Raw genomic sequence first — 22,447 nt, 5'->3', positions numbered from 1 at the left:
TCGTCGGGTCGCCGGTGCCGACCGCCGTGCTCGGGCGGGCCGAGCCGCTGCCGCCCTGGCGCCCGTCCGGCAGTCCGCCCGCCACGACCACCGACCCGGACGTCACCACCACGCCGCCCGCGACCACCTCGCCGCGCGCGACGACCCCACCACCCGCGACGACCCCGCCGCCTGCCACGACCCCACCGCCGGACCCGAGCCTCGAACCCGAGCCGACCACCTCCGGCCCGCCCCCGGTCACGTGAGCGCGTGTCCTACGTCCGGAACGCGCGTGTCCTACGTCCAGGACACCCGAGTTGAGCGTTCAGGGGTGTTCCGAGCGTTCAACTCGGGTGTTCCGAACGTAGGACACGGTTGGTCTGGACGTAGGACACGCGGTCAGGTGAAGAGGGTGTCGCCCCAGAAGCCGCCCTCGCGGACGCCCGGCGGCACGGCGAAGTGACCGGAGCCGTTGTGCTCCAGGTACTCCATCATCTTGTCCTTGGCCGCCAGCGCCGCCTGCATGGGCACGAACTGCTTGCCCGTGTCGCGGTTGAAGCAGAGGAAGAACAGCCCGGCGTCGAGGTGCCCGAGGCCGTCCGACCCGTCGGTGAAGTTGTAGCCGCGACGCAGGATGCGCACGCCCTTCAGGTGCTCGGCCGACGCCAGCCGCACGTGCGCGGTCTCGGGGATGACCGGCTGCCCGCCCTTGCCCTTGACGTGCAGGTCGATCGGGTCGAACTCGGCCACCTGCCCGAGCGGTGCGCCGACGCCCTTGGTGCGGCCGACGATCTGCTCCTGCTCGACCAGCGACGTCCGGTCCCAGATCTCGATGTGCATCCGGATCCGCCGGGCCACCAGGTACGTGCCGCCGACGAGCCAGTCCGGCCCGTCGCCCGGCGCGACCCACACGTGGTCGCGCAGCGCGTCGCCGTCCTCGGCCTTGACGTTGTTGGTGCCGTCCTTGAAGCCGAACAGGTTGCGCGGCGTCGACTGGCTCGTCGAGGTGGACGACGTGCGGCCGAAGCCGAGCTGCGACCAGCGCACCGAGACCCGCCCGAAGCCGATCCGCACCAGGTTGCGGATCGCGTGCACGGCGACCTGCGGGTCGTTCGCGCACGCCTGGATGCACAGGTCGCCGCCGGTGCGCCGCTCGTCCAGGTCGTCGCCGGGGAACCGCGGCAGGTCGATCAGCTTCTCCGGCTTGAGCGCGGCCAGCCCGAACCGGTCGTCGAACAGCGACGGGCCGAACCCGATGGTCAGCGTCAGCGACGACGCGGGCAGGTCCAGCGCCTCGCCGGTGTCCTTCGGCGGCGCCTGCGCGTTGCCGCCCACGGCGCCGTTCTCGGTCGCTTCCTGACCCGAGGTCATCCGCCGGGCCGCCTCGGTCCACTCCTTGAGCAACGAGATCAGCTCGGCCCGCTTGGTCGTGGTGACGTCCAGCGCGACGAAGTGCATCCGGTCCTGCGCGGGGGTGGTGATCCCGGCCTGGTGCTCGCCGTGGAACGGCACGGCCCCCGCGCCGGTCAGCCGCACCTCGTCGTCACGGGAGGACGACGCGGACAGCGCGCCGACCGCCGCACCGGCGCCGGCCAGCGCGGCGCCCGCGCCGGCGAACCCGAGGAACCTGCGTCGGGGCAGGCCGGTCATCGCGACACCACCTCCGCGACCTGGCTGATCGGCTCACCGAGCGCGTCCACGGCCGCGGCCAGCGCCTTGACCTCGTCCTCGGACAGCTCGGTGTAGAGCTTGAAGCCGTCACCGGCGCGGTGGGTCTCCAGCAGCTCGTCCAGCGCCTTGAACTTCTCGTCGACCGACGCGACCAGCGCCGCGTCCCGCTCCTCGATGACCGGCCGCAGCGCCGCGACGGCCGCCTGCGAGCCGTCGACGTTGGACCGGAAGTCCCACAGGTCGGTGTGCGAGTAGCGGTCCTCCTCGCCGGTGATCTTGCCGGTGGCGACCTCGTCGAGCAGCTCCTTCGCGCCGTTGGCCAGCTGCACCGGCGTCAGCTCCACGGCCTTGGCCCGCGTCACGATGTCCTTGACGTCGGTGAGCAGCCGGTCCGCGACGGTGGCGGAGTCGGCCTGCAGGCCGTCCTGCCACAGGTCCTTCTCGAGGCGGTGGAAGCCGGTAAACTCCATGCCCTCCTCGATGACGTCCTCACGGCCGTCGATCTTCGGGTCGAGGTCTCCGAAGCTCTCCGCGACGGGCTCGATGCGCTCCCAGTAGATCCGCGCGACGGGGAACAGCGCCTTGGCGTCCTCGACCTTGCCCGCCTTGACCGCGTCGACGAACTCGGTGGTCTTGGTGAGCAGGCTGTCGGCCTGGGAGTTGACGTAGCGCTGGTAGCTCTTGGTCGCCTCGGCCAGCTTGGCGTCGGTGTCGGTCGACTTCTTGCCGTCGCCGGACACGGTGAACTCGCCGCGGATGCCGTCGCCCTTCATGCCGGGCTTGCACGCGGTCTGCAGCTTGCCCGGGTCGGTGACCTCGACGATCAGCCGCCGGGTCAGGCCGGGGCCGATGTTCTCCACCTCACCGAGGATCCGGTCGCCCTCCGCGAAGAGGTAGAACTCGGTGACCTTGGTGCCCTTGTTGGTCACCTCGAAGGTCACGTTGCCGGTGTCCGACGTGGTGCGGGCGACCTTGCAGGCGTCGTCGGTCGCCTCGACGGCGATGGGCCCGTCGGCCCCGGCGGGCGCGGCCTCGTTGCCGCAGGCGGTGGCCAGCAGCAGCAGCGTGCCGAGGGCGGCGGTGCGGACGGCGGTGGGGACGTGCACGGGGGTCTCCGGTTTCAGCTCTTCGCCGCGACGCGCGGGCGGATCAGGAACAGCGGCAGGACGATCGCGACGTACGCGGTCCAGGCGATGGCTTGCAGCACGCTGGTGCGCTGCGAGTAGTTGAAGATGCCCTTGAGCAGCGCCCCGTACCAGGAGTCCTCGGGGACGGTGTCGCTCAGGTCGAACGCCAGGGTGTCGAGGCCGGGCAGGATCGCGGCTTCCTGGAGGTCGTGCAGGCCGTAGGCGAGCACGCCCGCCGCGACGAACACCAGCAGCGCCCCGGTCCAGGTGAAGAACTTGCCCAGGTCGAACCGGATCGCACCCCGGTAGAGCAGGTAGGCCAGGGCGACCGCGATGCCGATGCCGATCAGGAAGCCGATCAGCGGCTGCGTGGTGCTGCCCGCGCTCTGCACGCTGGAGTAGAAGAACACCGCGGTCTCCAGGCCCTCCCGCCCGACGGCGAGGAAGGCGAGGACGACGACGGCGGCCGGGCCGACGTCGAGCGCGCGGTCGAGCTTGCCGCGCAGGTCGGAGGCGATCGTGCGGGCCGTCGACCGCATCCAGAAGATCATCGCCGTGACGAACGCGACGGCGAGCAGCGACATCCCGCCGCCGAACGCCTCCTGCTGCTCGAAGGTCATCGTCGCCGTGGTGAACGTGATGACCGCGCCGACCAGCACGGACAGCAGCACGGCGGCACCGACGCCCAGCCACACCTGCGGCAGGCGCGACCGGCGGTCGGTCTTGACCAGGAAAGCCACCAGGACGCTCACGACCAGCGCCGCTTCCAGTCCTTCACGCAGCCCGATGAGCCCATTGCTGACGAGCACGGTGACGTCCTCACGCGGAGTTAACTAAGGCTGGTCAAACTTAGGCAAGGCTTGGTTGGGGAGTCCAGTAGGACAAACCGGCATTCAGGTGATAAAAGCCTCATACCAGACAGAAACACCGTGTGATCTCCGCCTTGTCCGGCCCGAAGAGCACGTAGCCTGGGGTCGTGGTCGTCCCGCCGCCGTCCAAGACGCCGCACACCGAGCCGCGCCCTCCGGCCCGCGGTCGGGTCGGCAACCTCGTCGGACGGCTGGCGCTGGTCCTGCTCCTGCTGGCCGTCGTGGCCGGGGGAGCGTGGGCGCTGAGCACGTTCAACCGGTCCGGTCCGGGCCCCATCGCCGACCCGCCGTTCCCGGTGCCGTTCCTGGCCGTCGAACCGGGCGTCGCCGCGCCGGGCTCGGCCGAGGTGCCCACCAGCGGTCAACCGCAGGCCTCGCCCGCCGCCACCGGCGACGTCGAACCCCTCACGGCGTGGGCCGCGTCGTTGTCGGAGAAGATCGACGTCCCGGCCCGCGCGCTGCGCGCCTACGCCGTGGCCGACCTGCTGATGCGCGCCCAGGACCCGGACTGCCGGGTGTCGTGGGCGACCCTGGCCGGCATCGGCCGCATCGAGTCCCACCACGGCACCATCGGCGGCCTGCGGCTGGGCGAGGACGGCCGGCCGTCGAGCCCCATCATCGGCATCCCGCTGGACGGCTCACCGGGCGTGAAGGCCATCGCGGACAGCGACGGCGGCACGCTCGACGGCGACCTGAAGTGGGACCGGGCGGTCGGCCCGATGCAGTTCATCCCGACCACGTGGGTCAAGTACGCCGTCCGGGCCAACGGCGACGGCCGGTCCCCGGACCCGCAGAACATCGACGACGCCGCCCTCGCCGCCGCCCGCTACCTCTGCTCGGGCGGGCGCGACCTGGGCACGGGCTCCGGCTGGTGGGCCGCGGTGCTGGACTACAACAACTCGACCGAGTACGGCCAGAACGTCTACAGCGGCGCGGACGCCTACGCCCGCGCCAGCCTGGGCTGAACCCGACCGGTCCGGGCCGGTCAGCGGGGGTTCGGCAGGTGCGGCTCGACCGTCAGGCCCAGTTCCGGGTGCCCGAGCCAGTCCAGCGCGACCGACTCCGCCCCCGCCCGCGCGGCCAGCTCCAGCCGCACCTTGTGCACGGCCAGCAGCAGCGCCTGCAGGGAGTCGACGCCGAACGCCGCGCCGACGACCTCGTCGCCCAGCCCCGTGACGCGGAACGGGCAGCGCCAGTCGTCGTGGGCGCTCAGCGGGTCCGGCCCCGGTCGGCCGACCGAGACCACCACGGGCGTGCGCACGCCGTCCGGCGAGACCGCCTCCAGCCGCCGCTCGGCCACCACGTCGTCGGCGTTCACCGGTCCCGCTCCACCGCCAGCCGGGCGCTGACCTCGCCCAACGCCTCCTGGTACTCCGGCGACGGGTTCATCGCCGCCGCGATCCGCAGCTGCGTCAACGCCTCGGTCAACCGGCTCTGCCGCTGCAACGTCCGGCCCAGCGCGAACCGCGCGTAGTGGTCGCTCGGGTCGAGCTCCAGCACCCGGCGGAACGCCGCCTCGGCACGCCCCAGCTGGGCCGAGCCCAGGTAGGCCCGGCCCGCGAGCAGCTGCACGCCGACCTGGTCGGGGGCTGCTTCGAGCACGATCCGGAGCTCGCGCAGCGCCTCCAGCGGACGGCGTTCCGCGAGCAGCGCCTCGGCTCGGCGGAACGCCTCGAAGGTGCTGTCGGTCATGGTTCGATCAACGCTACCCGCGCATCCGGTGGCGGATCGACAGCCGACCGGATGACGGGACGGCGTGTCACGCGACGAGCGCCCCGTGCAGCCGGTCGAGCACGGGCTCGATCGCCGCCGGTCGCTCCACGTGGGCCTGGTGACCCACCCCCGGCAGCACCATTCCACCCGGCTGCGCCGCCCTCAGGTGCTCCGGCGGGCACATGTGGTCCACCTCACCCGCCGCCAGCACCACCGGCGCCTTGGCCACCGCCAGCAGCCCCGCCACGTCCGGCGCACCCACCCCGAACGCCGCCGGGTCCAGCGCGGCCCGCCACCCGCCGTCCACCTCGACCACGCCGTCCTCCAGCGGCACGCCCGCCAGCCGCGCCGCCCACGCCGACGCCTCGTCCCGCGTCCCGAACACCCGCGCCGGCCGTGCGGCCGTGGACGCCGCCTTCGCCAGCTCCTCCGGCGTCCACCGCAGCTTGATCCCCAGCCCGGCCGCGGCCCGCACGTCCACCCCGAACCAGCCGCTGGCCAGCGTCAACGCCACCACGCCGCCCAACGAGTGCCCCAGCACCGCCACCGGCCCCGGACCCGCGGCGGACGCCACGGCGGCGGCCAGCGACCCGAACGAGTACCGCTCCAGCGGCGCGGAGCGGCCGTGCCCCGGCAGGTCCACCGCCACCCACGACCCGGGCCACGCGCCGACGACCGAGCGCCACACCGCCCCGGTCGCGCCCAGCCCGTGCAGCAGCACCAGCAGCGGCCCGTCCCCGCCCCGTTCGACGTGCACCACCGCGGAACCCCTCCCCACCACGCCCCGACAGGTGAGCCGGGGCCGTCCCACACCTTGCACCAACTAGGCTCGGCACCGATACACGAATGGTCTGACGAGGGAGCGCACGTGGCGGTCATCGAGCAGGTCGGCGCCCGCGAGATCCTGGACTCGCGAGGCAACCCGACCGTCGAGGTAGAGGTGGCGTTGGACGACGGCACGCTGGAGCGCGCGGCGGTCCCGTCCGGCGCGTCGACCGGCGAGCACGAGGCGGTCGAGCTGAGGGACGGCGACGCCAAGCGCTACCTGGGCAAGGGCGTCGAGCGCGCGGTCACGGCGGTGCTCGACGAGATCGGTCCCGAGCTGGTCGGCATCGAGGCCGTCGAGCAGCGGGTGGTCGACCAGAAGCTGGTCGACCTGGACGGCACGCCGGACAAGTCCCGCCTGGGCGCGAACGCCATCCTCGGCGTCTCCCTCGCGGTGGCGAAGGCGGCGGCGGCCTCCAGCGGCCTGGAGCTGTTCCGGTACATCGGCGGCCCGAACGCCCACGTGCTGCCGGTGCCGATGCTGAACATCCTCAACGGTGGCGCGCACGCCGACACCGACGTGGACATCCAGGAGTTCATGATCGCGCCGATCGGCGCGGAGAGCTTCCGCGAGGCCCTGCGCTGGGGCGCGGAGACCTACCACGCGCTGAAGTCGGTGCTGAAGTCGAAGGGCCTGGGCACGGGCCTGGGCGACGAGGGCGGTTTCGCGCCGTCGCTGTCGAGCAACCGCGACGCGCTGGACCTGATCCTGGTCGCGATCGAGAAGGCGGGCTTCACCCCGGGCCGCGACATCGCGCTGGCCCTGGACGTGGCGGCCACCGAGTTCTTCTCCGACGGCGCCTACACGTTCGAGAAGTCCAAGCGCAGCGCCGAGCAGATGACCGGCTACTACACCGAGCTGGTCAACTCCTACCCGATGGTGTCGATCGAGGACCCGCTGTCCGAGGACGACTGGGACGGCTGGGTGCAGCTGACCGCCGAGCTGGGCGAGCGCGTGCAGATCGTCGGCGACGACCTGTTCGTGACCAACCCGGAGCGGCTGGAGGAGGGCATCTCCCGCCGGGCGGCCAACGCGCTGCTGGTGAAGGTCAACCAGATCGGCACGCTGTCGGAGACGCTGGACGCGGTCGCGTTGGCCACCTCCTACGGCTACAAGTCGATGATGTCGCACCGGTCGGGCGAGACCGAGGACACCACGATCGCGGACCTCGCCGTGGCCGTCGGCGCGGGCCAGATCAAGACCGGTGCGCCCGCCCGCGGCGAGCGCACCGCGAAGTACAACCAGCTCCTGCGCATCGAGGAGGCCCTGGGCGACGCCGCGCGCTACGCCGGTGACCTGGCCTTCCCGCGGTACACGCCGGAGAGCTGATGGCACGACGGGAACGGGACCCCCGGCGTGGCCGTGACGCCACGCCGAGGTCCCGCCCTGCCCGCGCGCGGGCCGGTGACGCCGAGGCGCGCGGCGCCCGCGCGGGAGAGCCGGGCAAACCGACGCGCGCCCAACCGGGTCGGCCGCAGTCGGGGCGGGCCCAGTCGGGTGGCGCGCAACCGGGTGGCAAGGGCAGGCCGCGCAAGCCGCAGTCCAGGGCCCGGACCAGGGCGGGCGCGGGCACCGGCGGCGCGTTCGGCATGACCGGCACGCGGCGGGCCGCGCTGCTGGCGATGGTGGTGTGCGCGTTGGCGCTGAGCATCGCCGTCCCGCTGCGCACCTACCTGGCCCAGCGCGAGGAGCTGCGCGGCTCCTACGCCGCGCAGGAGACCCTGCGCGCCGAGGTCGACCGGCTGGAGCAGCGCAAGCGGGAGCTGGCCGACCCGGCGCACGTGGAGGCCGAGGCCCGGCGCAGGCTGCACTACGTGCGGCCCGGCGAGACGCCCTACGTCGTGCAGCTCCCCGGCGACGCGGAGCGCGAACTGGAAGAACGGCGACCGGCCACCAAACCGGCCGAGGACAAGGCGTGGTACGAGCAGTTGTGGGATTCGGCGGCGACGCGATGACGGTGAGCGACGAGGACCGGGCGGCGGTCGCGGCCCAGCTGGGGCGCGCGCCGCGGGGCATGCGGGAGGTCGCCGCGCGCTGCCCCAGCGGCCACCCGGCGGTCGTGCAGACCAACCCCCGGTTGGAGGACGGCACGCCGTTCCCGACCCTGTACTACCTGACGTGCTCGCGGCTGAACTCCGCCGTCAGCAGGCTCGAAGGGGCCGGCCTGATGAAGGAGATGACCGACCGGCTGGCCGTCGACGAGGAGCTGGCCGGGCGCTACCAGCGGGCCCACGAGCTGTACCTGGCCGAGCGGGACGCGATCGAACCGCTGGGCACGACGGTCACCGCGGGCGGCATGCCCAGCCGCGTCAAGTGCCTGCACGTCCACGTGGCGCACTCGCTGGCCGTCGGCCGGGGGGTCAACCCGTTCGGTGACGAGGCGCTGGACCTGCTGGCGGAGTGGTGGCCGAGCGGCGACTGCGCGTCAACGGTGAAAAACTGCCCGTAGGGGCTGTTTCGCCGCACAAACACGGTGCGCGCCCGTGACACCACCGTCCGGATCAGGCAGGCTGGTCGGTAGGCCGGGTGACGAGTCGATGGGGAGTTCGTGGCTGTGCCGAAGTCGAAGCGTCGGGGGCGGAAGCGGACCAGGGTCCACCCGGGCACGATGACGCCGCGACAGTGGGGCCTCGCCGCCACCGCGACCGCCGCGATGCTCGTGCCCGCACTGCTGCACACGGCCACCCCGATCGACTGGGTCAACCTCGCCGGCAGCTCCGACGTCGAGGCCGTGCCGCCCGGTCCGGGCGACGTGCTCGGCACGCTCGCGCTGGACGCGAAGGGCAAGCTCGGCGCGACCGGCCGCCTGCCCGAGACCGACGAGCTGAGCGCGGCGCTGCTGGCCGACGCCGACGACCCCTCGGAGTTCGGCGACGACCTGCCCCCGCTGGAGGGCGGGTTCCCGCGCGAGGGCCAGCACGGCATCCCCGGCGTCATGCTCGACGCCTACATGCGCGCGGCGGAGCGGCTGTCCCAGACGACGCCCGGCTGCCACCTGGACTGGCCGCTGCTGGCGAGCATCGGCCGCATCGAGTCCGGTCACGCCCGCGGCGGCCGGGTCACCGAGGACGGCACCACGGTCAGCCCGATCCTGGGGCCGGTGCTCAACGGAGCACCCGGCGTGGCGGCCATCCGCGACACCGACGGCGGCAGGTTCGACGGCGACCGCACGTGGGACCGGGCCGTCGGGCCGATGCAGTTCATCCCGTCCACCTGGGACGGTTACGCGGCCGACGGCAACGAGGACGGCCAGCGCAACCCGAACAACGTCTACGACGCGACCATCGGCGCGGGCAACTACCTGTGCGCCAACGGCGCCGACGTCGCCAACCCGGAGCAGCGGGCGCGGGCGGTGTTCCGCTACAACCAGTCCAACGAGTACGTGGCCACGGTGCTGTACTGGGCCGAGGTGTACGCCACCGGCGTGCCCGTGCTGCCGGACGTCATCGGCTCGGACGAGGACTTCGGGCATGGCCTGGAGGACGACACCACGCCGGGCGGCACCAACCCCTCGCCGCCCGGGAGCACCACGCCGCCGTCCTCGGGGACGTCCAACCCGTCCACCACCCCGACCCCGACGACGACCACGTCCCGGCCCGGCGTGACGATCACCCTGACGCCGACCCCGTCGAGCAGCACCACCACCACGACCACCACGACGACGACCACGCCGACGTGCCCGACGCCGACGACGGGGCCGACGACCAGCACCTCCACGACCGCGCCCACCACGACGCCGTCGATCCCGCCCGGCTGCCCGACGCCGACCACGACGTCCACCACGCCCGTCGGCACGACCGCGCCCGGCACCACGGCGCCCGAGGGCACGCCCGGCGGCACGTCGGCCAACTCCGGCTACTCCGAGCCGCCGGCCGTGACGTCGTCCATGCGGGCCACCTGAGCCTGTCCCGCCACCGCCCCGCCACCGCCCGGCCGCCTGTCGCGGAGTCACGCGCTTAACGGGTTAAGACACGTACTTTCGCAACGTTGCGTCAACCGTTGACAGCGCAGCGGAGTCGGTCGAACACTACCGCCATCGACACGGTGCACCGTGCCGATCCGGTCACCCGCCGCTGTTCGGTGCCCCGGTCGTCCGCCGCACGACGACCGACCGAACCCGCCGCGGCGCGCGGTGCCGGTGGAGGCCGCCATCCCCGCCACCGCGGAAACAGGCTCGCCCAGTGCTGCCCCGCTGCCCTCGACGAGGAGGACGCATGCCCGTGGACCGCGCCGCCGGTCGTCCGACCAGCCGCGCGAGGTCCACCCGCGGCGCCGGCGTCACCCCGCGTTGAAGGCACCCGGTCGTACCGCTCGCGCGATGCCCTGAGCCACCGCCGCCACCCGGCAACGCTCCATGGAGGGCAGATGCACATCCGCAGACATCGATCACGGTTCTTGTCGGCGCTGGCAGTCGCCACCGTCGGCGTCGGCAGCACGGTCTTCGTGGCGCAGGCCGCCGCCACGGGCTGCGCCGTCACCTACTCGGTGCCGTCGCAGTGGGACAACGGTTTCACCGCGAACGTCAACGTCACCAACCTGGGCGACCCGATCAGCTCGTGGACGGTCACCTGGAGCTTCACCGCCGGCCAGAAGGTCACCCAGGCGTGGAACGCCACCGCGACCCAGAGCGGGGCGCAGGTCACCGCGCGCAGCGCCGGTCACAACGGTGCCCTCGCCACCGGCGGCACCGCGTCGTTCGGCTTCAACGGCTCGTGGACCGGCAGCAACCCCGCACCGGCCACCTTCGCGGTCAACGGCACCACCTGCACCGGTGCGCCGGTGACGACGACCACCGGATCGCCCGGCGGGCCCACCTCGACCACGACCTCGTCGTCGACGTCGTCGCCCACGTCGACCACGACCGTGCCGCCGGCCGACAACCCGGCCTGGGGCAAGTCCCTGCCGCCCGCGGACGCGCAGACCAGCATGGCCTACGACATCGTCGCCAAGGCCGACGGCACCGGCTACTCGCCCAGGGCGGGGGAGTGCTCGCGCGAGATCCACGCCCGCTACTGGACGTACGGGCCGGACGGCAAGGTCTACCCGACCTGGCACCCGCCGCGCGACGCGAGCGGCTGCTCGTTCGGCCACGAGCACGGCGACGACCCGCGCACCTCGGACCTGTTCGCCACCGCGAAGTGGCCGTACTTCGGCTACACCAGCGAAGTCATGATGTCGAGCAACCCCACCGGCGCGCACCGGCACGAGGACCACGTGGGCCACAAGGTCCTCGCGGTCAACGACTCCAACGTCATCCAGGGCGACAACGGCACCAGCTTCTTCCCGCCGCAGGGCACCACGATCGCCACCTGCGACATCCTGTTCAAGTTCCACCAGGGCACGCACTCGCCCGACGCGTTCACCAACAACGTGCACGAGCTGATCTACAACAACCGGTGCACGCACAAGGACGACAACCAGGTGACCGAGGCCAGGTTCACCGCCTTGATCCCGAACGGCCGTCCGGGCGGCTTCGGCGCGACCGACTGCCCCGGCCCGTTCAACAACAGGTTCACCACCGTCGGCCCGGCCGTCCCGGCGGACTCCCCGTCCGACACGCGCTCGCTGGGCAGGCTGATCACGGACGCGTCGTGCGTCCAGGCGATCCGCGAGGGCAAGACGCACTTCGAGGTCATCACCGGCACCGACATCCCGTTCGACACCAACGACCTGCACGAGTTCTGGTTCTCGGACGTCTCGGTCACGACCCCGCAGCTGACGTTCGCCATCACCCCGCTGTTCTACGTGCTCAACCCGTCGCGCTACTACGACGCCTCGAAGCCGAACAAGCTGGCCCGCCAGGTCGACCTCTGCTACGACGGCATCCGCGGCGACTACTGCGACGCCGTCCGGCGGATCACCGGGCAGACCGGTCAACAGGTGGCGTGGGACGACCCGCGCTCGCCGTTCAAGGGCACGCTCCGCGAGTACCGCGCGGGCGGCTTCAAGGTGCGCAACTCCGGCCCGACCGCGGTCTACACCGACGTGTACGGCCGCAACGCCTCCACCACGCCGTTCAACGGCTCGATCCGGCAGTACTTCTCCGGCAACCACACCGAGCAGAACCTGTTCGTGCGCGGCGCGACGAGGGACTACGCGGCCAACGCGGCCGACCGGATCCACTCGCCGAACTGATCGCACGGCACTGATCGCACAGATCGATCGCACGGCACTGATCGACCGAGCCGGGGGGACCCGCGGGGGGCGCCCGCGGGTCCCCCCGCACGGTCGAGGGCCGGATTTGTCGGACCCCTCTGGCAGAATGAAGAACAGGGGTCCCCCGGGCGGGGACCTCTGTGGAACCGGCTGGAGGAACGGGCATGGCACGCGTGGCCGCGATCGACTGCGGGACCAACTCGATCCGCCTCCTGGTCGCTGACGTGACCACTTCGGACGGTGGCGGGCGGTGGCTGCGGGACGTGCACCGGGAGATGCGGGTCGTCCGGCTCGGCCAGGGCGTCGACGCCACCGGCGAGCTCCACCCCGACGCCATCGCCCGCACCCGCGCCGCCCTCCTCGACTACACGAACGTGTTGCGCCGCAAGGGGACCGAACGGGTGCGCATGGTCGCCACCTCCGCCACCCGCGACGCCGCCAACAAGGCCGCCTTCTTCGACATGACCCGCGAGGTCCTGGGCGTGGAGGCCGAGGTCATCACCGGCGACGAGGAGGCCCGCCTCTCGTTCACCGGCGCGGTGTCCGACCTGGACGCCGACGAGGGCCCGTTCCTCGTCTCCGACATCGGCGGCGGCTCCACCGAGCTCGTCCTGGGCACCTGGGACGGCGTGCGCGGCGACGTGAAGGCCGCCCGGTCCGTCGACATCGGCTGCGTCCGCCTCACCGAGCGGTGCCTGCACGGCGACCCGCCGACCGAGGCCGAGGTCGAGGAGGCCGTCCGGGTGACGCGGGACGTCCTGGCCGAGGCGTTCGACGCCGTGCCCACCGCCGAGACGAAGACCTGGATCGGCGTCGCCGGCACCGTCACCACCCTCGTCGCGCTGGCCGACGACCTGCCCGCCTACGACCCGGAGCACATCCACCTCGCCCGGCTCGGCCTGGACCGCATCCGCGAGACCACCGCCAAGCTGCTCACCATGCGTCACGACGAACGGGCGGCCCTCGGGCCCATGCACCCCGGCCGCGTGGACGTGATCTGCGGCGGGGCGTTGATCGTCCGCGCCCTGGCCGACCACCTGGAGTCGCGCGGAGTGACCGAACTGGTCGCCAGCGAGCACGACATCCTCGACGGCATCGCGTTCTCCCTCGCCTGACCACGCCACCCGGACGACCGGACCTGTCCTGTCAACTGGGATTGATCGTGACGAGGTTGTGACGCCTGGACCCATGTGGTCCCGATCACCGTGCGCATAGGTTTCTCCCACGCTCCGGAAGCGGTCGACTCTGCTCGGTTACACCCGATCAGGTGGGAGGGCCCATGTCAGGTGCACGATTAGTCCCCGCGGTCATCGCGGTCGCCTTGGCCGCGACGGCCTGCGGTTCGGCGGAAACGCCAACCGGCTCGAACACCGACGCCGGCATCACGATCTTCAACACCGAGCCGGAGAGCCCCCTCGTCCCCGGCAACACCACCGAGGTCGGCGGCAGCCGCGTCCTCGACCCGCTGTTCACCGGCCTGGTGGAGTACCGCGCGCAGGACGCGCAACCGGTCAACGCGATGGCCGAGTCGATCGACACCACCGACTCGAAGGTCTTCACCGTCAAGCTCAAGCAGGGCTGGCTGTTCCACGACGGCACCCCGGTCACCGCCAACAGCTTCGTCGACGCCTGGAACTGGACCGCCTTCGGTCCCAACGCCACCCAGGGCGCCAGCTTCTTCTCCCAGATCGAGGGCTTCGCCGCCGTCCACCCGGACGACCCCGACGGCGCCGACGGACCGCGGGAAGCACCCGCGCCCACGTCGAACACCCTGTCCGGGCTCAAGGTCGTGGACGACCACACGTTCACCATCACCCTGTCCGAGCCGTTCGCCGTCTTCCCGGTGACCATCGGCTACGAGGTGTTCTCGCCGCTGCCCGAGGCGTTCTTCAAGGACCGCACGGCGTTCGAGCAGAACCCCATCGGCAACGGCCCGTTCAAGTACGTCTCGCGCACGGTCGGCACCGACATCAAGCTGACCCGCTACGACGACTACAAGGGCGACGACAAGCCGAAGTTCAAGGACCTGACGCTCAAGGTCTACCAGAGCCGCGAGTCCGCCTACGCCGACCTGGTCGCGAACAACCTCGACTTCATGGAAGAGCTGCCGCCCAACGCGCTGGCGGGCAAGCAGTACGAGACCGACCTCGGGGACCGGGTGGTGCAGCGCGAGACGCTGAACAACCAGACCATCGCCTTCCCGTTCTACGTCAAGCCCTACGACAACGTCGACCTGCGCCACGCGATCTCCATGGCGATCAACCGCGAGGAGATCACCCAGCGGATCTTCGAGGGCACCCGCAAGCCCGCCGACGGCTGGGTGCACCCGCTGATGAAGGGCTACCAACCCGGCCAGTGCGGCGAGTTCTGCACGTACAACCCGGCCAAGGCCAAGGAAGCGCTCGCCAGGTCCGGCTACACCGGCGAGATCGTGCTGCTGTCCAACACCGACGGCGGCCACCAGGAGTGGGCCGAGGCCGTCGTCAACAGCATCAAGAACACCCTCGGCATCGAAGCCCGGTTCGTGCCGTCGACGAGCTTCGGCGAGTTCCGCCAGAAGGTCAACGCGCACGAGATGACCGGCATGTACCGGGCCGGCTGGATCGCGGACTACCCGTCGATCGAGAACTGGCTCACGCCGCTGTTCCGCACCGGCGCGTCCTCCAACGACGGCCTGTACACCAACCCGGCGTTCGACGCGAAGCTCGCCGAGGCCGACAAGGCGGCCAACGAGGAGGACGCCATCAAGCTCTACCTCGAAGCCGAGCGGATCCTGGCGAAGGACATGCCGTCCGTCCCGCTGTGGACGCAGAACACCGTCGCCGGCCGCTCGGACCGGCTCAAGGTCGCCAACCTCGACCCGTTCCGCACGCTCGACCTCTACTCGGTGGAAGTCGCCTAGCACCGGATCGCCAGTCGGGGCGGCCCGGGTGCGCACCGGGCCGGCCCCGGTCGAGGGGAGTGCTCGTTGGGGCGCTACGTGCTGCGCAGGCTGTTGCAGATGGTGCCGGTGTTCGTCGGCACCACGTTCCTGATCTACGCCCTGGTGTGGGCGGTGCCCGGTGACCCGTTCGAGGGCAAGTGCGGCGAGCGGGACTGCCCGGCCGCCTACGTGTCGATGATGCGCGACCGGTTCAACCTCGACGACCCGCTGCTGCTCCAGTACTGGAAGTACCTGGTCAAGCTCGTCCAGGGCGACTTCGGCGTCACGTCCTCGGGCGTGCAGGTCCTCGACCGCATCGCGGCGACGTTCCCGGTGACCCTGCGGTTGGCGCTGGTCGCGCTGCTGGTCGAAGCGGTCATCGGCATCACCGCGGGCGTCGTGTCCGGCCTGCGCAACCGCGGGTTCCTGGACAGCCTCGTGCTGGTGTCCACGCTGTTCCTGATCTCCATCCCGGTGTTCGTCACCGGGTACGTCGTGCAGCTGGTGTTCGGCCTGCAGCTCGGCTGGATCTCCCCGACGGTCACCACACCGTCGTTCGGCAACCTGATCGTGCCGGGGTTCGTGCTGGCCAGCCTGTCCATGGCCTACGTGGCCAGGCTGTCCCGGGCGAGCATCTCCGAGAACCGGCGGGCCGACTACGTGCGCACCGCCCTGGCCAAGGGCCTGCCGCAGCGGCGGATCGTCGGCGTGCACCTGCTGCGCAACTCGCTCATCCCGGTGCTCACGTTCCTGGGCACCGACCTCGGCGCGTTCCTGGGCGGCGCGATCGTCACCGAGGGGATATTCAACGTCCCCGGCGTCGGCGGCCTCGTGTTCCGGTCGATCCTGACCAAGGACGGCGCGATGGTGACCGGCGTGGTGACCGTGCTGGTGCTGGTGTACCTGGTGATGACCCTGCTGGTCGACCTGCTCTACGCGGTCTTGGACCCGAGGATCCGCTATGACTGACCAGATCGCGTCCCTCGTCGTCGAACGCCCGCGCGGGCTCTTCGGCGACGCCTGGTACGCGCTGCGCCGGCGACCGCTGTTCTGGGTGTCGGTGTCGCTGATCCTGCTCGTGCTGCTGATGGCGGCGTTCCCCGGCCTGTTCACCTCGGGCGACCCGAACGCCGCCGTCCTGTCCCGCTCCCGCGGCGCACCGTCGTCCGCCGCCTGGTTCGGCTACGACAACCAGGGCTACGACGTGTACACGCGCGTCGTCTACGGCGCCCGCGCGTCCCTGGTCGTCGGCATCCTGTCCACGATCGGCGTCGTGCTCGTCGGCGCGTCGATCGGGATGCTCGCCGGCTTCTACGGCGGCTGGCTGGACGCCGTGGTGTCCCGCGTCGCGGACGTGTTCGTCGGCGTGCCGTTCGTGCTCGGCGCGATCGTCATCCTCACCACGCTGAACGCGGGCGGCGACGCCGGACCGGTGCGGATCGTGGCGCAGGTCGTGCTGTCCATCTCGGTGCTGTCCTGGCCGGTGGCCATGCGGATCATGCGGTCCACCGCCATCGCCGCCAAGCAGCAGGACTACGTCAAAGCGGCACGGGCGCTGGGCGCGTCGTCCGGGCGGATCATCGGCAAGCACCTGCTGCCCAACTGCGTCGCGCCCGTGATGGTCTACGCGACCATCGCCCTGGGCGCGTTCATCGGGGCCGAAGCGACCCTGTCCTACCTCGGCATCGGCCTGCGGCAACCGGTCGTGTCCTGGGGCGTGATGATCAACAGCGCCAAGGACTACCTGCGCGTCGCACCGCACGCGCTGCTGTTCCCGGCCGGTTTCCTCACCGCGACCGTGCTCGCGTTCGTGATGCTGGGCGACGCGGTCCGCGAAGCCCTCGACCCCAAGCTCCGCTGAGCGAACAGGAGGCGTTGCGTGCTGCTGGAGGTCGACGACCTGCACGTGGAGTTCCGCACCCGCGACGGGGTGGCGCGCGTGCTCAACGGCGTCAGCTACCACGTGTCCGCGGGCGAGACCGTGGCCGTGCTGGGCGAGTCCGGGTCGGGCAAGAGCGTGACCGCCCAGGCGATCATGGGCATCCTCGACACCCCGCCGGCCTTCGTCACGCGGGGCTCGGTGCGGTTCCACGGCGAGGAGCTGCTGGGCGCACCGGCCGAACGACGGCGAGAGGTGCGCGGCGCCGGCGTCGCGATGATCTTCCAGGACGCCCTGTCCGCGCTGAACCCGGTGTTCACCGTCGGGTTCCAGATCGAGGAGCAGCTCCGGCTGCGCCGCGGCATGACGCGCGCCGAAGCGCGGGCGCGGGCCATCGAGCTGCTCGACCTGGTGCGGATCCCGGCGGCCCGGCAACGGGTCCGCGAGTACCCGCACCAGTTCTCCGGCGGCATGCGGCAACGCGCGATGATCGCCATGTCGTTGGCGCTGGACCCCGAGGTGCTGATCGCGGACGAACCCACCACGGCGCTCGACGTCACCGTGCAGGCGCAGATCATGGACCTGCTGGCCGAGGTCCAGCGCGAGCGGCGGATGGGCCTGGTGCTGATCACGCACGACCTCGGCGTCGTCGCGGAGGTGGCCGACCGGATCGTGGTGATGTACGCGGGCCGGATCGTGGAGCAGGCCGACGCGCTGTCGCTGTTCCGCTCGCCCGGCCACCCGTACACGGCGGCCCTGATGCGCTCCCTGCCCCGGCTGGACGCCAAGGGCGCGGCGCTCGACACGATCCGCGGGCTGCCGCCGAGCCTGCTGCGGATCCCACCCGGCTGCCCGTTCCACCCCCGGTGCCCCCGGGCGGAGGACGTGTGCGCCACCCACGTGCCCGCCGCCGTGCCGCTCGGGTTCGGGCGGACCAGCGCGTGCCACTTCGCGGAGGAGGTCGTCGGAGGTGGTGGCCGTGGCTGAGCTGCTGGAGGTGCGCGACCTGGTGAAGCACTTCCCCGTGACGCGCGGGGTGGCGTTCAAGCGGACCGTCGGGCAGGTGCGGGCGGTGGACGGGGTGTCGTTCACGCTCGGCGCGGGGGAGACGCTCGGCGTCGTCGGTGAGTCGGGGTGCGGCAAGTCGACGCTGGCGCAGGTGCTGATGCGGCTGGAGCCGCCGACGTCCGGGACGGCCCTGTTCGAGGGTGCCCCGATGTTCGACCTGAGGGGCGCGGCGCTGCGGCGGTGGCGGCGCGACATGCAGATCGTGCTGCAGGACCCGTACACCTCGCTCAACCCCCGGATGACCGTGGGCGACATCGTCGGTGAACCGTTCGAGATCCACCCCGAGGTCGCGCCGCGCGGGTCGCGGGCCGGGCGGGTGCGGGAGCTGCTCGACGTGGTCGGGCTGAACCCCGAGCACCTCAACCGCTACCCGCACCAGTTCTCCGGCGGGCAGCGGCAGCGGATCGGGATCGCGCGGGCGCTGGCGCTGCGGCCGAAGGTGATCGTGTGCGACGAGCCGGTGTCGGCGCTGGACGTGTCCATCCAGGCCCAGGTGATGAACCTGCTGGCCGAGCTCCAGGGCGAGTTCGGGCTGTCGTACGTGTTCATCGCGCACGACCTGTCGGTGGTGCGGCACCTGTCCGACCGGGTCGCCGTGATGTACCTCGGCAAGATCGTCGAGATCGGGACCGAGGAGGAGATCTACCGGCACCCCACGCACCCGTACACGCAGGCGCTGCTGTCCGCCGTGCCCGTGCCGGACCCGGCCCTGCGGGGGCGGCGCGACGTGATCCGGCTGACGGGCGACGTGCCGTCCCCGGTGGACCCGCCGTCCGGCTGCCGGTTCCGCACGAGGTGCTGGAAGGCGCAGGACGTGTGCGCGACCGACGAGCCGGCCCTCGTGACACGCATCGGCACCCACCCGAGCGCCTGCCACTTCGCCGAGGAGCGCCACGTCGTGCCGTGACCACCCGGCCACCCGGCCGAGCAACCCGCTCCACCACACCAGCCACCCGGCCACCCCGCCGAGCAGCCCGCCCCACCACACCGGCCACCCGGCCATCCCGCCGGGCGGTGACCCACTCCACCCCGCCGGCCGGCGGCAGCCCGCCTCACCGCCGCCGACCGACCTACCCACTGCTCGACCCGCCGACCGCCGACCGCCGACCAGCCGCGCGGCCGCTGCCACCGACCCGACACCCCGCCACCAGCCGCGCGGCGACCGACCCGACACCCGGCCACCGACCGCGCGGCCACCGACCGCCTACCGGGCCGCCCCACCCCGTCGCGCCGCCGCCCGACCGTCCCGGTAGGCACCGCAGGCCCCGCGCAGGTCCGTGCGAGCGGGCGGACGTGTCGACCGTCCCTCCCGTACCGCGCGCCCGTACACCGCGCTCCGCCCCCCGCCGCGGGGTCGGGCTGGTGCTGTTGCTCAGCCCCGCGGCAGGGGTGGGGGTTCGGTCCTGTCCACCTACCGGTCCCGCCGTGTGCGCCGCCTCCTCTTCTCCGGCAACGCTTTCGGCGATGACATTGATCCCCTCCGGCACTCGGTTCGCTCGTCCGGGTGATCTTGCGACAGGTCCCGGCGGCTAGCGGTCGGAGGCGGATTGGATGAACGCCGCCAGGTCCTTCGACTGCTGCACCCGCGACGGTTCGTGCACGTACATCATGTGCCCGGCGGGGTAGTAGGCGGCTTCGATGTTGGCGTGGAGCTCGTCCGGGATGCGCAGGTGCGCGACCACGTGCTCGGCCGCGTAGTAGGGCGTCGCGCCGTCCAGGTACCCGTACGCGATGTGCACGCGCAGGTGGGGGTTGGCGCGCATGGCCGACGACAGCTTGTTCGCCACCGTCACGTGCGTCCCCTCGAACTCCTTGTACGACCAGGGCCGCACGTTCATCGTCAGGATCTCGTACGGCAGGTCGTTCTCGTACTCCAGCTCCGCCCGCACGTAGTGGTTCAGCGCCGCCGTGTACGGACCGAGGATGGCCCAGTACGACGGGTCCTCGCTGAAGTGCTCGCGGCCGTAGTCGGCGTCCGGCCCGGTGAACCGCGAGTCCAACCGGCCGACGACCTTGCGCTGCGAGCGCAGCAGCTCGGTGAAGAACCGCACGTGCTCGATCCGCAGGTCCACCCGGTCCACGTAGTCCTCGCTCAACCCGGTCAACCCGGCCAGCCGGGCGACCGCCGCCGCACGCTCCTCAGTGGACAGCCGGTTGCCGCGCGCCAGCGCCCACGGGTAGTCGCGGGACGCGAAGTCCTCCGCGTCGGCCAGCACGTCCTCCAGCGTCCGCGTCCCGTGCAGCCCGTGGTAGTGCGCGATGGCCGCGTACGTCGGCAGGAACAGCGTGTGCGGCAGGTCGTTGCCCTCGCTGAAGTCCAACGTGGCGAAGTCCAACACCGACGAGATCAGCATCAGCCCGTTGAGGTACATGCCGTACCGGGTCTGCAGGTAGTCCGCGAGGCCGGCCGCGCGGGTGGTCCCGTACGACTCGCCGGCCAGGAACTTCGGGGACATCCACCGCCCGTTGCGCGACGTCCAGAGCCGGATCACCTCCCCGACCGACTCCAGGTCGCCCTGGAAGCCGTGGTACTGGCCGGGCTTCTCGCCCTTCACCGCCCGCGAGTAGCCGGTGGACACCGGGTCGATGAACACCAGGTCGCTGTGCGCGAGCAGCGTCTCGGCGTTGTCGACCAGGTCGTACGGCGGCGGCGTGAGCGCGCCGACGTCACCGGACACCACCCGGCGCGGCCCGAGCAGCCCCAGGTGCAGCCACACGCTGGACGAGCCGGGTCCGCCGTTGAACGCGAACGTCACCGGACGCTTGGCCGGGTCCGCGCCGTCGAGCGTGTACGCGGTGACGAAGACCTCGGCCTTCGGCTGGTGCCCGTCGAACTTGCCCTCGGTCAGCACCTCCTGGCGCAGCACCACCCGACCGGTGGTCGTGGTGTAGTTCAGCTTGCGCCGCTTGACGGTGATGCTGTGCTGGGTGGTGACGAGGTCGTCGGCCGGGAGGCCCTGCTCGTCCCCGGGCTTGTCCTCGGCGGCCCGCTCGTCGCCGTTGTCCTTGTCGGTCATGGTCGAACTCTACGATCGGAGTCGCCGCCAGTGCTCCCGCTTTCCGCTCTTGACGAACGGGTTACCCGTTGCCGCGCCTGCCCGCGGCTGGTGGCGTGGCGCGAGGAGGTCGCGCGGGTCAAGCGGGCGGCGTTCCGGGACCAGGAGTACTGGGGACGTCCGGTGCCGGGGTTCGGCCCGGCGGACGCGTCCCTCGCGATCATCGGCCTGGCCCCCGCCGCGCACGGCGCGAACCGCACCGGCCGCATGTTCACCGGCGACCGGTCCGGCGACTTCCTGTACGCGGCGATGCACGCGGTCGGCCTGGCGACCCAGCCCACGGCCACGCACGTCGGTGACGGCCTGGAGCTGATCGGCACCCGCATCACCGCACCGGTGAAGTGCGCGCCGCCGGAGAACAAGCCGACCCCGCAGGAGCGGGACAACTGCCGGCCGTGGCTGATCCGGGAGCTGGAGCTGCTCCGGCCGACGCTGCGCGCGGTGCTGGTGCTGGGCGCGTTCGGCTGGCAGGCGGCGCTGCCGGTGCTGGCCTCGTGCTGGCAGGTGCCGCGCCCGCGGCCGGTGTTCGGGCACGGCGCGCGGGTCACCCTGCCCGCGCAGGACGGCGGCGAGCCGCTGCACCTGTTCGGCTGCTACCACGTGAGCCAGCAGAACACGTTCACCGGCAAGCTCACCCAGCCCATGCTCCAGGACGTCCTGCGGGCGGCCGGCGCGGCGGCGGGGATCATCTAGGCCGTGGGCGGCCGAGCCGACCGCGCGATCGTCGGGGGCGGCGGCCACGTCGCGGACCCGACCCGGCGGCTCCCGGCGGTCCGGCGGGTCCGGTCGGCGGTGTTCTGCGCGAACCCGCCCCGCCGCGGCCGGTCGGCGGGCATCCTGGGGACCATGAAGCCCCGGCTCGCGCTCGTCCTCGCGGTGGGGTCCGCGCTCGTCCTCATCGCGCTCGCGGCGCGCGGGACGTCGCCGGTGCGGTACGGGGAGCCGGCGGCGGGGGTCGACGTCGAACTGCCCGCCATCACCCGGTCGGCGCCCCCGCTGGACACCGCCGTGGACAGCTCGCCCGCGGCCGGGTCGCTGCTGGTCCTGATGATCCTCCTGGCCGCGGCGGCGGTAGTCGGGGTGGTGTGGCTGTTCGTCTCGCTCGGCCTGTTCCGGCGCAGGCGGCGGCGTCGGGGAGTGGGCCCCGCGGTCGACGCGCCCGAGCTGCCCGAGGAGCACG

Annotated in this window: 21 protein-coding genes; 14 read left to right on the top strand and 7 right to left on the bottom strand. The window is 72.1% G+C overall.

Annotated elements, in window-relative coordinates:
* Positions 1-378 precede the first annotated feature (378 nt).
* Genes efeB through efeU form a run of 3 tightly spaced genes read right to left on the bottom strand, consistent with a single transcriptional unit; the run spans position 379 to position 3,586 of the window.
* Positions 379-1,629: an iron uptake transporter deferrochelatase/peroxidase subunit gene (efeB, locus tag AB0G02_RS11065; protein WP_360792501.1), complete on the bottom strand. Its 1,251-nt coding sequence runs from the start codon at positions 1,627-1,629 to the stop codon at positions 379-381.
* On the bottom strand, positions 1,626-2,756 hold the full coding sequence (gene efeO / locus AB0G02_RS11060; RefSeq protein WP_360792499.1) for an iron uptake system protein EfeO: 1,131 nt from the start codon (positions 2,754-2,756) through the stop codon (positions 1,626-1,628). The genes efeB and efeO overlap by 4 nt, the downstream gene beginning before the upstream one ends.
* A gap of 14 nt (positions 2,757-2,770) precedes the next feature.
* A complete protein-coding gene (gene efeU, locus AB0G02_RS11055) occupies positions 2,771-3,586 on the bottom strand; it encodes an iron uptake transporter permease EfeU (RefSeq protein WP_360792497.1) in 816 nt (271 codons plus the stop codon).
* Positions 3,587-3,753: 167 nt separating this feature from the next.
* Here efeU and AB0G02_RS11050 point away from each other — a divergent pair, with 167 nt between their 5' ends.
* Positions 3,754-4,611 (top strand): lytic murein transglycosylase, encoded by an 858-nt coding sequence (locus tag AB0G02_RS11050; protein ID WP_360792495.1) that lies wholly within the window; start codon positions 3,754-3,756, stop codon positions 4,609-4,611.
* 20 nt (positions 4,612-4,631) lie between these two features.
* Here AB0G02_RS11050 and AB0G02_RS11045 read toward each other — a convergent pair whose 3' ends face one another.
* The 3 genes from AB0G02_RS11045 to AB0G02_RS11035 form a co-directional block, all read right to left on the bottom strand.
* Complete coding sequence (locus AB0G02_RS11045) at positions 4,632-4,964, bottom strand: hypothetical protein (RefSeq protein WP_360792493.1); 333 nt, start codon at positions 4,962-4,964, stop codon at positions 4,632-4,634.
* Positions 4,961-5,338, bottom strand: a complete 378-nt coding sequence (locus AB0G02_RS11040; RefSeq protein WP_360792491.1) for a tetratricopeptide repeat protein — start codon at positions 5,336-5,338, stop codon at positions 4,961-4,963. Before AB0G02_RS11040 ends, AB0G02_RS11045 begins: the two co-directional genes overlap by 4 nt.
* Positions 5,339-5,405: 67 nt before the next feature.
* Positions 5,406-6,119 carry an alpha/beta fold hydrolase gene (locus AB0G02_RS11035; RefSeq protein ID WP_360792489.1) on the bottom strand — a complete coding sequence of 238 codons (714 nt, stop codon included), beginning with the start codon at positions 6,117-6,119 and terminating at the stop codon, positions 5,406-5,408.
* 108 nt (positions 6,120-6,227) lie between these two features.
* Here AB0G02_RS11035 and eno point away from each other — a divergent pair, with 108 nt between their 5' ends.
* From eno to AB0G02_RS10980, 11 genes are all read left to right on the top strand, one after another.
* Positions 6,228-7,514, top strand: coding sequence for a phosphopyruvate hydratase (gene eno, locus AB0G02_RS11030; protein ID WP_360792487.1), 1,287 nt, complete (start codon positions 6,228-6,230; stop codon positions 7,512-7,514).
* Positions 7,514-8,140 carry a septum formation initiator family protein gene (locus tag AB0G02_RS11025; RefSeq protein ID WP_360792485.1) on the top strand — a complete coding sequence of 209 codons (627 nt, stop codon included), beginning with the start codon at positions 7,514-7,516 and terminating at the stop codon, positions 8,138-8,140. Before eno ends, AB0G02_RS11025 begins: the two co-directional genes overlap by 1 nt.
* Positions 8,137-8,634: a DUF501 domain-containing protein gene (locus AB0G02_RS11020; protein WP_360792503.1), complete on the top strand. Its 498-nt coding sequence runs from the start codon at positions 8,137-8,139 to the stop codon at positions 8,632-8,634. Before AB0G02_RS11025 ends, AB0G02_RS11020 begins: the two co-directional genes overlap by 4 nt.
* Before the next feature lie 159 nt (positions 8,635-8,793).
* Entirely contained in the window at positions 8,794-10,086 is a 1,293-nt protein-coding gene (locus AB0G02_RS11015) for a lytic transglycosylase domain-containing protein (protein WP_360792483.1), read from the top strand.
* Positions 10,087-10,550: 464 nt separating this feature from the next.
* Entirely contained in the window at positions 10,551-12,320 is a 1,770-nt protein-coding gene (locus AB0G02_RS11010; protein WP_360792481.1) for a cellulose-binding domain-containing protein, read from the top strand.
* A 185-nt stretch (positions 12,321-12,505) separates the two neighbouring features.
* Positions 12,506-13,456: a Ppx/GppA phosphatase family protein gene (locus AB0G02_RS11005; protein WP_360792479.1), complete on the top strand. Its 951-nt coding sequence runs from the start codon at positions 12,506-12,508 to the stop codon at positions 13,454-13,456.
* Between the two features lie 164 nt (positions 13,457-13,620).
* Complete coding sequence (locus tag AB0G02_RS11000; RefSeq protein WP_360792477.1) at positions 13,621-15,243, top strand: ABC transporter substrate-binding protein; 1,623 nt, start codon at positions 13,621-13,623, stop codon at positions 15,241-15,243.
* Between the two features lie 66 nt (positions 15,244-15,309).
* Positions 15,310-16,233: an ABC transporter permease gene (locus AB0G02_RS10995; RefSeq protein ID WP_360792475.1), complete on the top strand. Its 924-nt coding sequence runs from the start codon at positions 15,310-15,312 to the stop codon at positions 16,231-16,233.
* Complete coding sequence (locus AB0G02_RS10990) at positions 16,226-17,125, top strand: ABC transporter permease (protein WP_360792473.1); 900 nt, start codon at positions 16,226-16,228, stop codon at positions 17,123-17,125. Before AB0G02_RS10995 ends, AB0G02_RS10990 begins: the two co-directional genes overlap by 8 nt.
* A gap of 18 nt (positions 17,126-17,143) precedes the next feature.
* Positions 17,144-18,130 (top strand): ABC transporter ATP-binding protein, encoded by a 987-nt coding sequence (locus AB0G02_RS10985; RefSeq protein WP_360792471.1) that lies wholly within the window; start codon positions 17,144-17,146, stop codon positions 18,128-18,130.
* On the top strand, positions 18,123-19,118 hold the full coding sequence (locus tag AB0G02_RS10980; protein WP_360792469.1) for a dipeptide ABC transporter ATP-binding protein: 996 nt from the start codon (positions 18,123-18,125) through the stop codon (positions 19,116-19,118). The genes AB0G02_RS10985 and AB0G02_RS10980 overlap by 8 nt, the downstream gene beginning before the upstream one ends.
* A 622-nt stretch (positions 19,119-19,740) precedes the next feature.
* Here the strand turns inward: AB0G02_RS10980 and AB0G02_RS10975 are convergent.
* The gene (locus AB0G02_RS10975; RefSeq protein WP_360792467.1) at positions 19,741-21,228 is read right to left on the bottom strand and encodes a peptidase S10; all 1,488 of its coding nucleotides are present in this window, start codon (positions 21,226-21,228) and stop codon (positions 19,741-19,743) included.
* A gap of 30 nt (positions 21,229-21,258) precedes the next feature.
* Between AB0G02_RS10975 and AB0G02_RS10970 the strand changes: the two genes are divergently transcribed.
* Complete coding sequence (locus tag AB0G02_RS10970; RefSeq protein ID WP_360792465.1) at positions 21,259-21,960, top strand: uracil-DNA glycosylase; 702 nt, start codon at positions 21,259-21,261, stop codon at positions 21,958-21,960.
* A 3-nt stretch (positions 21,961-21,963) separates the two neighbouring features.
* On the top strand, positions 21,964-22,447 hold a 484-nt coding region (locus tag AB0G02_RS10965; protein ID WP_360792463.1), incomplete at its 3' end, for a hypothetical protein.

The sequence above is a fragment of the Actinosynnema sp. NPDC023658 genome, assembly GCF_040639995.1.
GTDB lineage: Bacteria > Actinomycetota > Actinomycetes > Mycobacteriales > Pseudonocardiaceae > Actinosynnema.
This window is presented reverse-complemented; position numbering and strand designations above follow the sequence as displayed.

What these genes read in the sequence shown, in the direction of transcription:
- AB0G02_RS11010 (WP_360792481.1), top strand. Translation starts at nt 10,551, where the DNA reads ATGCACATCCGCAGACATCGATCACGGTTCTTGTCGGCGCTGGCAGTC.
- AB0G02_RS11015 (WP_360792483.1), top strand. Translation starts at nt 8,794, where the DNA reads ATGACGCCGCGACAGTGGGGCCTCGCCGCCACCGCGACCGCCGCGATG.
- efeB (WP_360792501.1), bottom strand. Translation starts at nt 1,629, where the DNA reads ATGACCGGCCTGCCCCGACGCAGGTTCCTCGGGTTCGCCGGCGCGGGC.
- AB0G02_RS10990 (WP_360792473.1), top strand. Translation starts at nt 16,226, where the DNA reads ATGACTGACCAGATCGCGTCCCTCGTCGTCGAACGCCCGCGCGGGCTC.
- AB0G02_RS11040 (WP_360792491.1), bottom strand. Translation starts at nt 5,338, where the DNA reads ATGACCGACAGCACCTTCGAGGCGTTCCGCCGAGCCGAGGCGCTGCTC.
- AB0G02_RS10975 (WP_360792467.1), bottom strand. Translation starts at nt 21,228, where the DNA reads ATGACCGACAAGGACAACGGCGACGAGCGGGCCGCCGAGGACAAGCCC.
- AB0G02_RS11025 (WP_360792485.1), top strand. Translation starts at nt 7,514, where the DNA reads ATGGCACGACGGGAACGGGACCCCCGGCGTGGCCGTGACGCCACGCCG.
- AB0G02_RS11020 (WP_360792503.1), top strand. Translation starts at nt 8,137, where the DNA reads ATGACGGTGAGCGACGAGGACCGGGCGGCGGTCGCGGCCCAGCTGGGG.
- AB0G02_RS11000 (WP_360792477.1), top strand. Translation starts at nt 13,621, where the DNA reads ATGTCAGGTGCACGATTAGTCCCCGCGGTCATCGCGGTCGCCTTGGCC.
- AB0G02_RS11005 (WP_360792479.1), top strand. Translation starts at nt 12,506, where the DNA reads ATGGCACGCGTGGCCGCGATCGACTGCGGGACCAACTCGATCCGCCTC.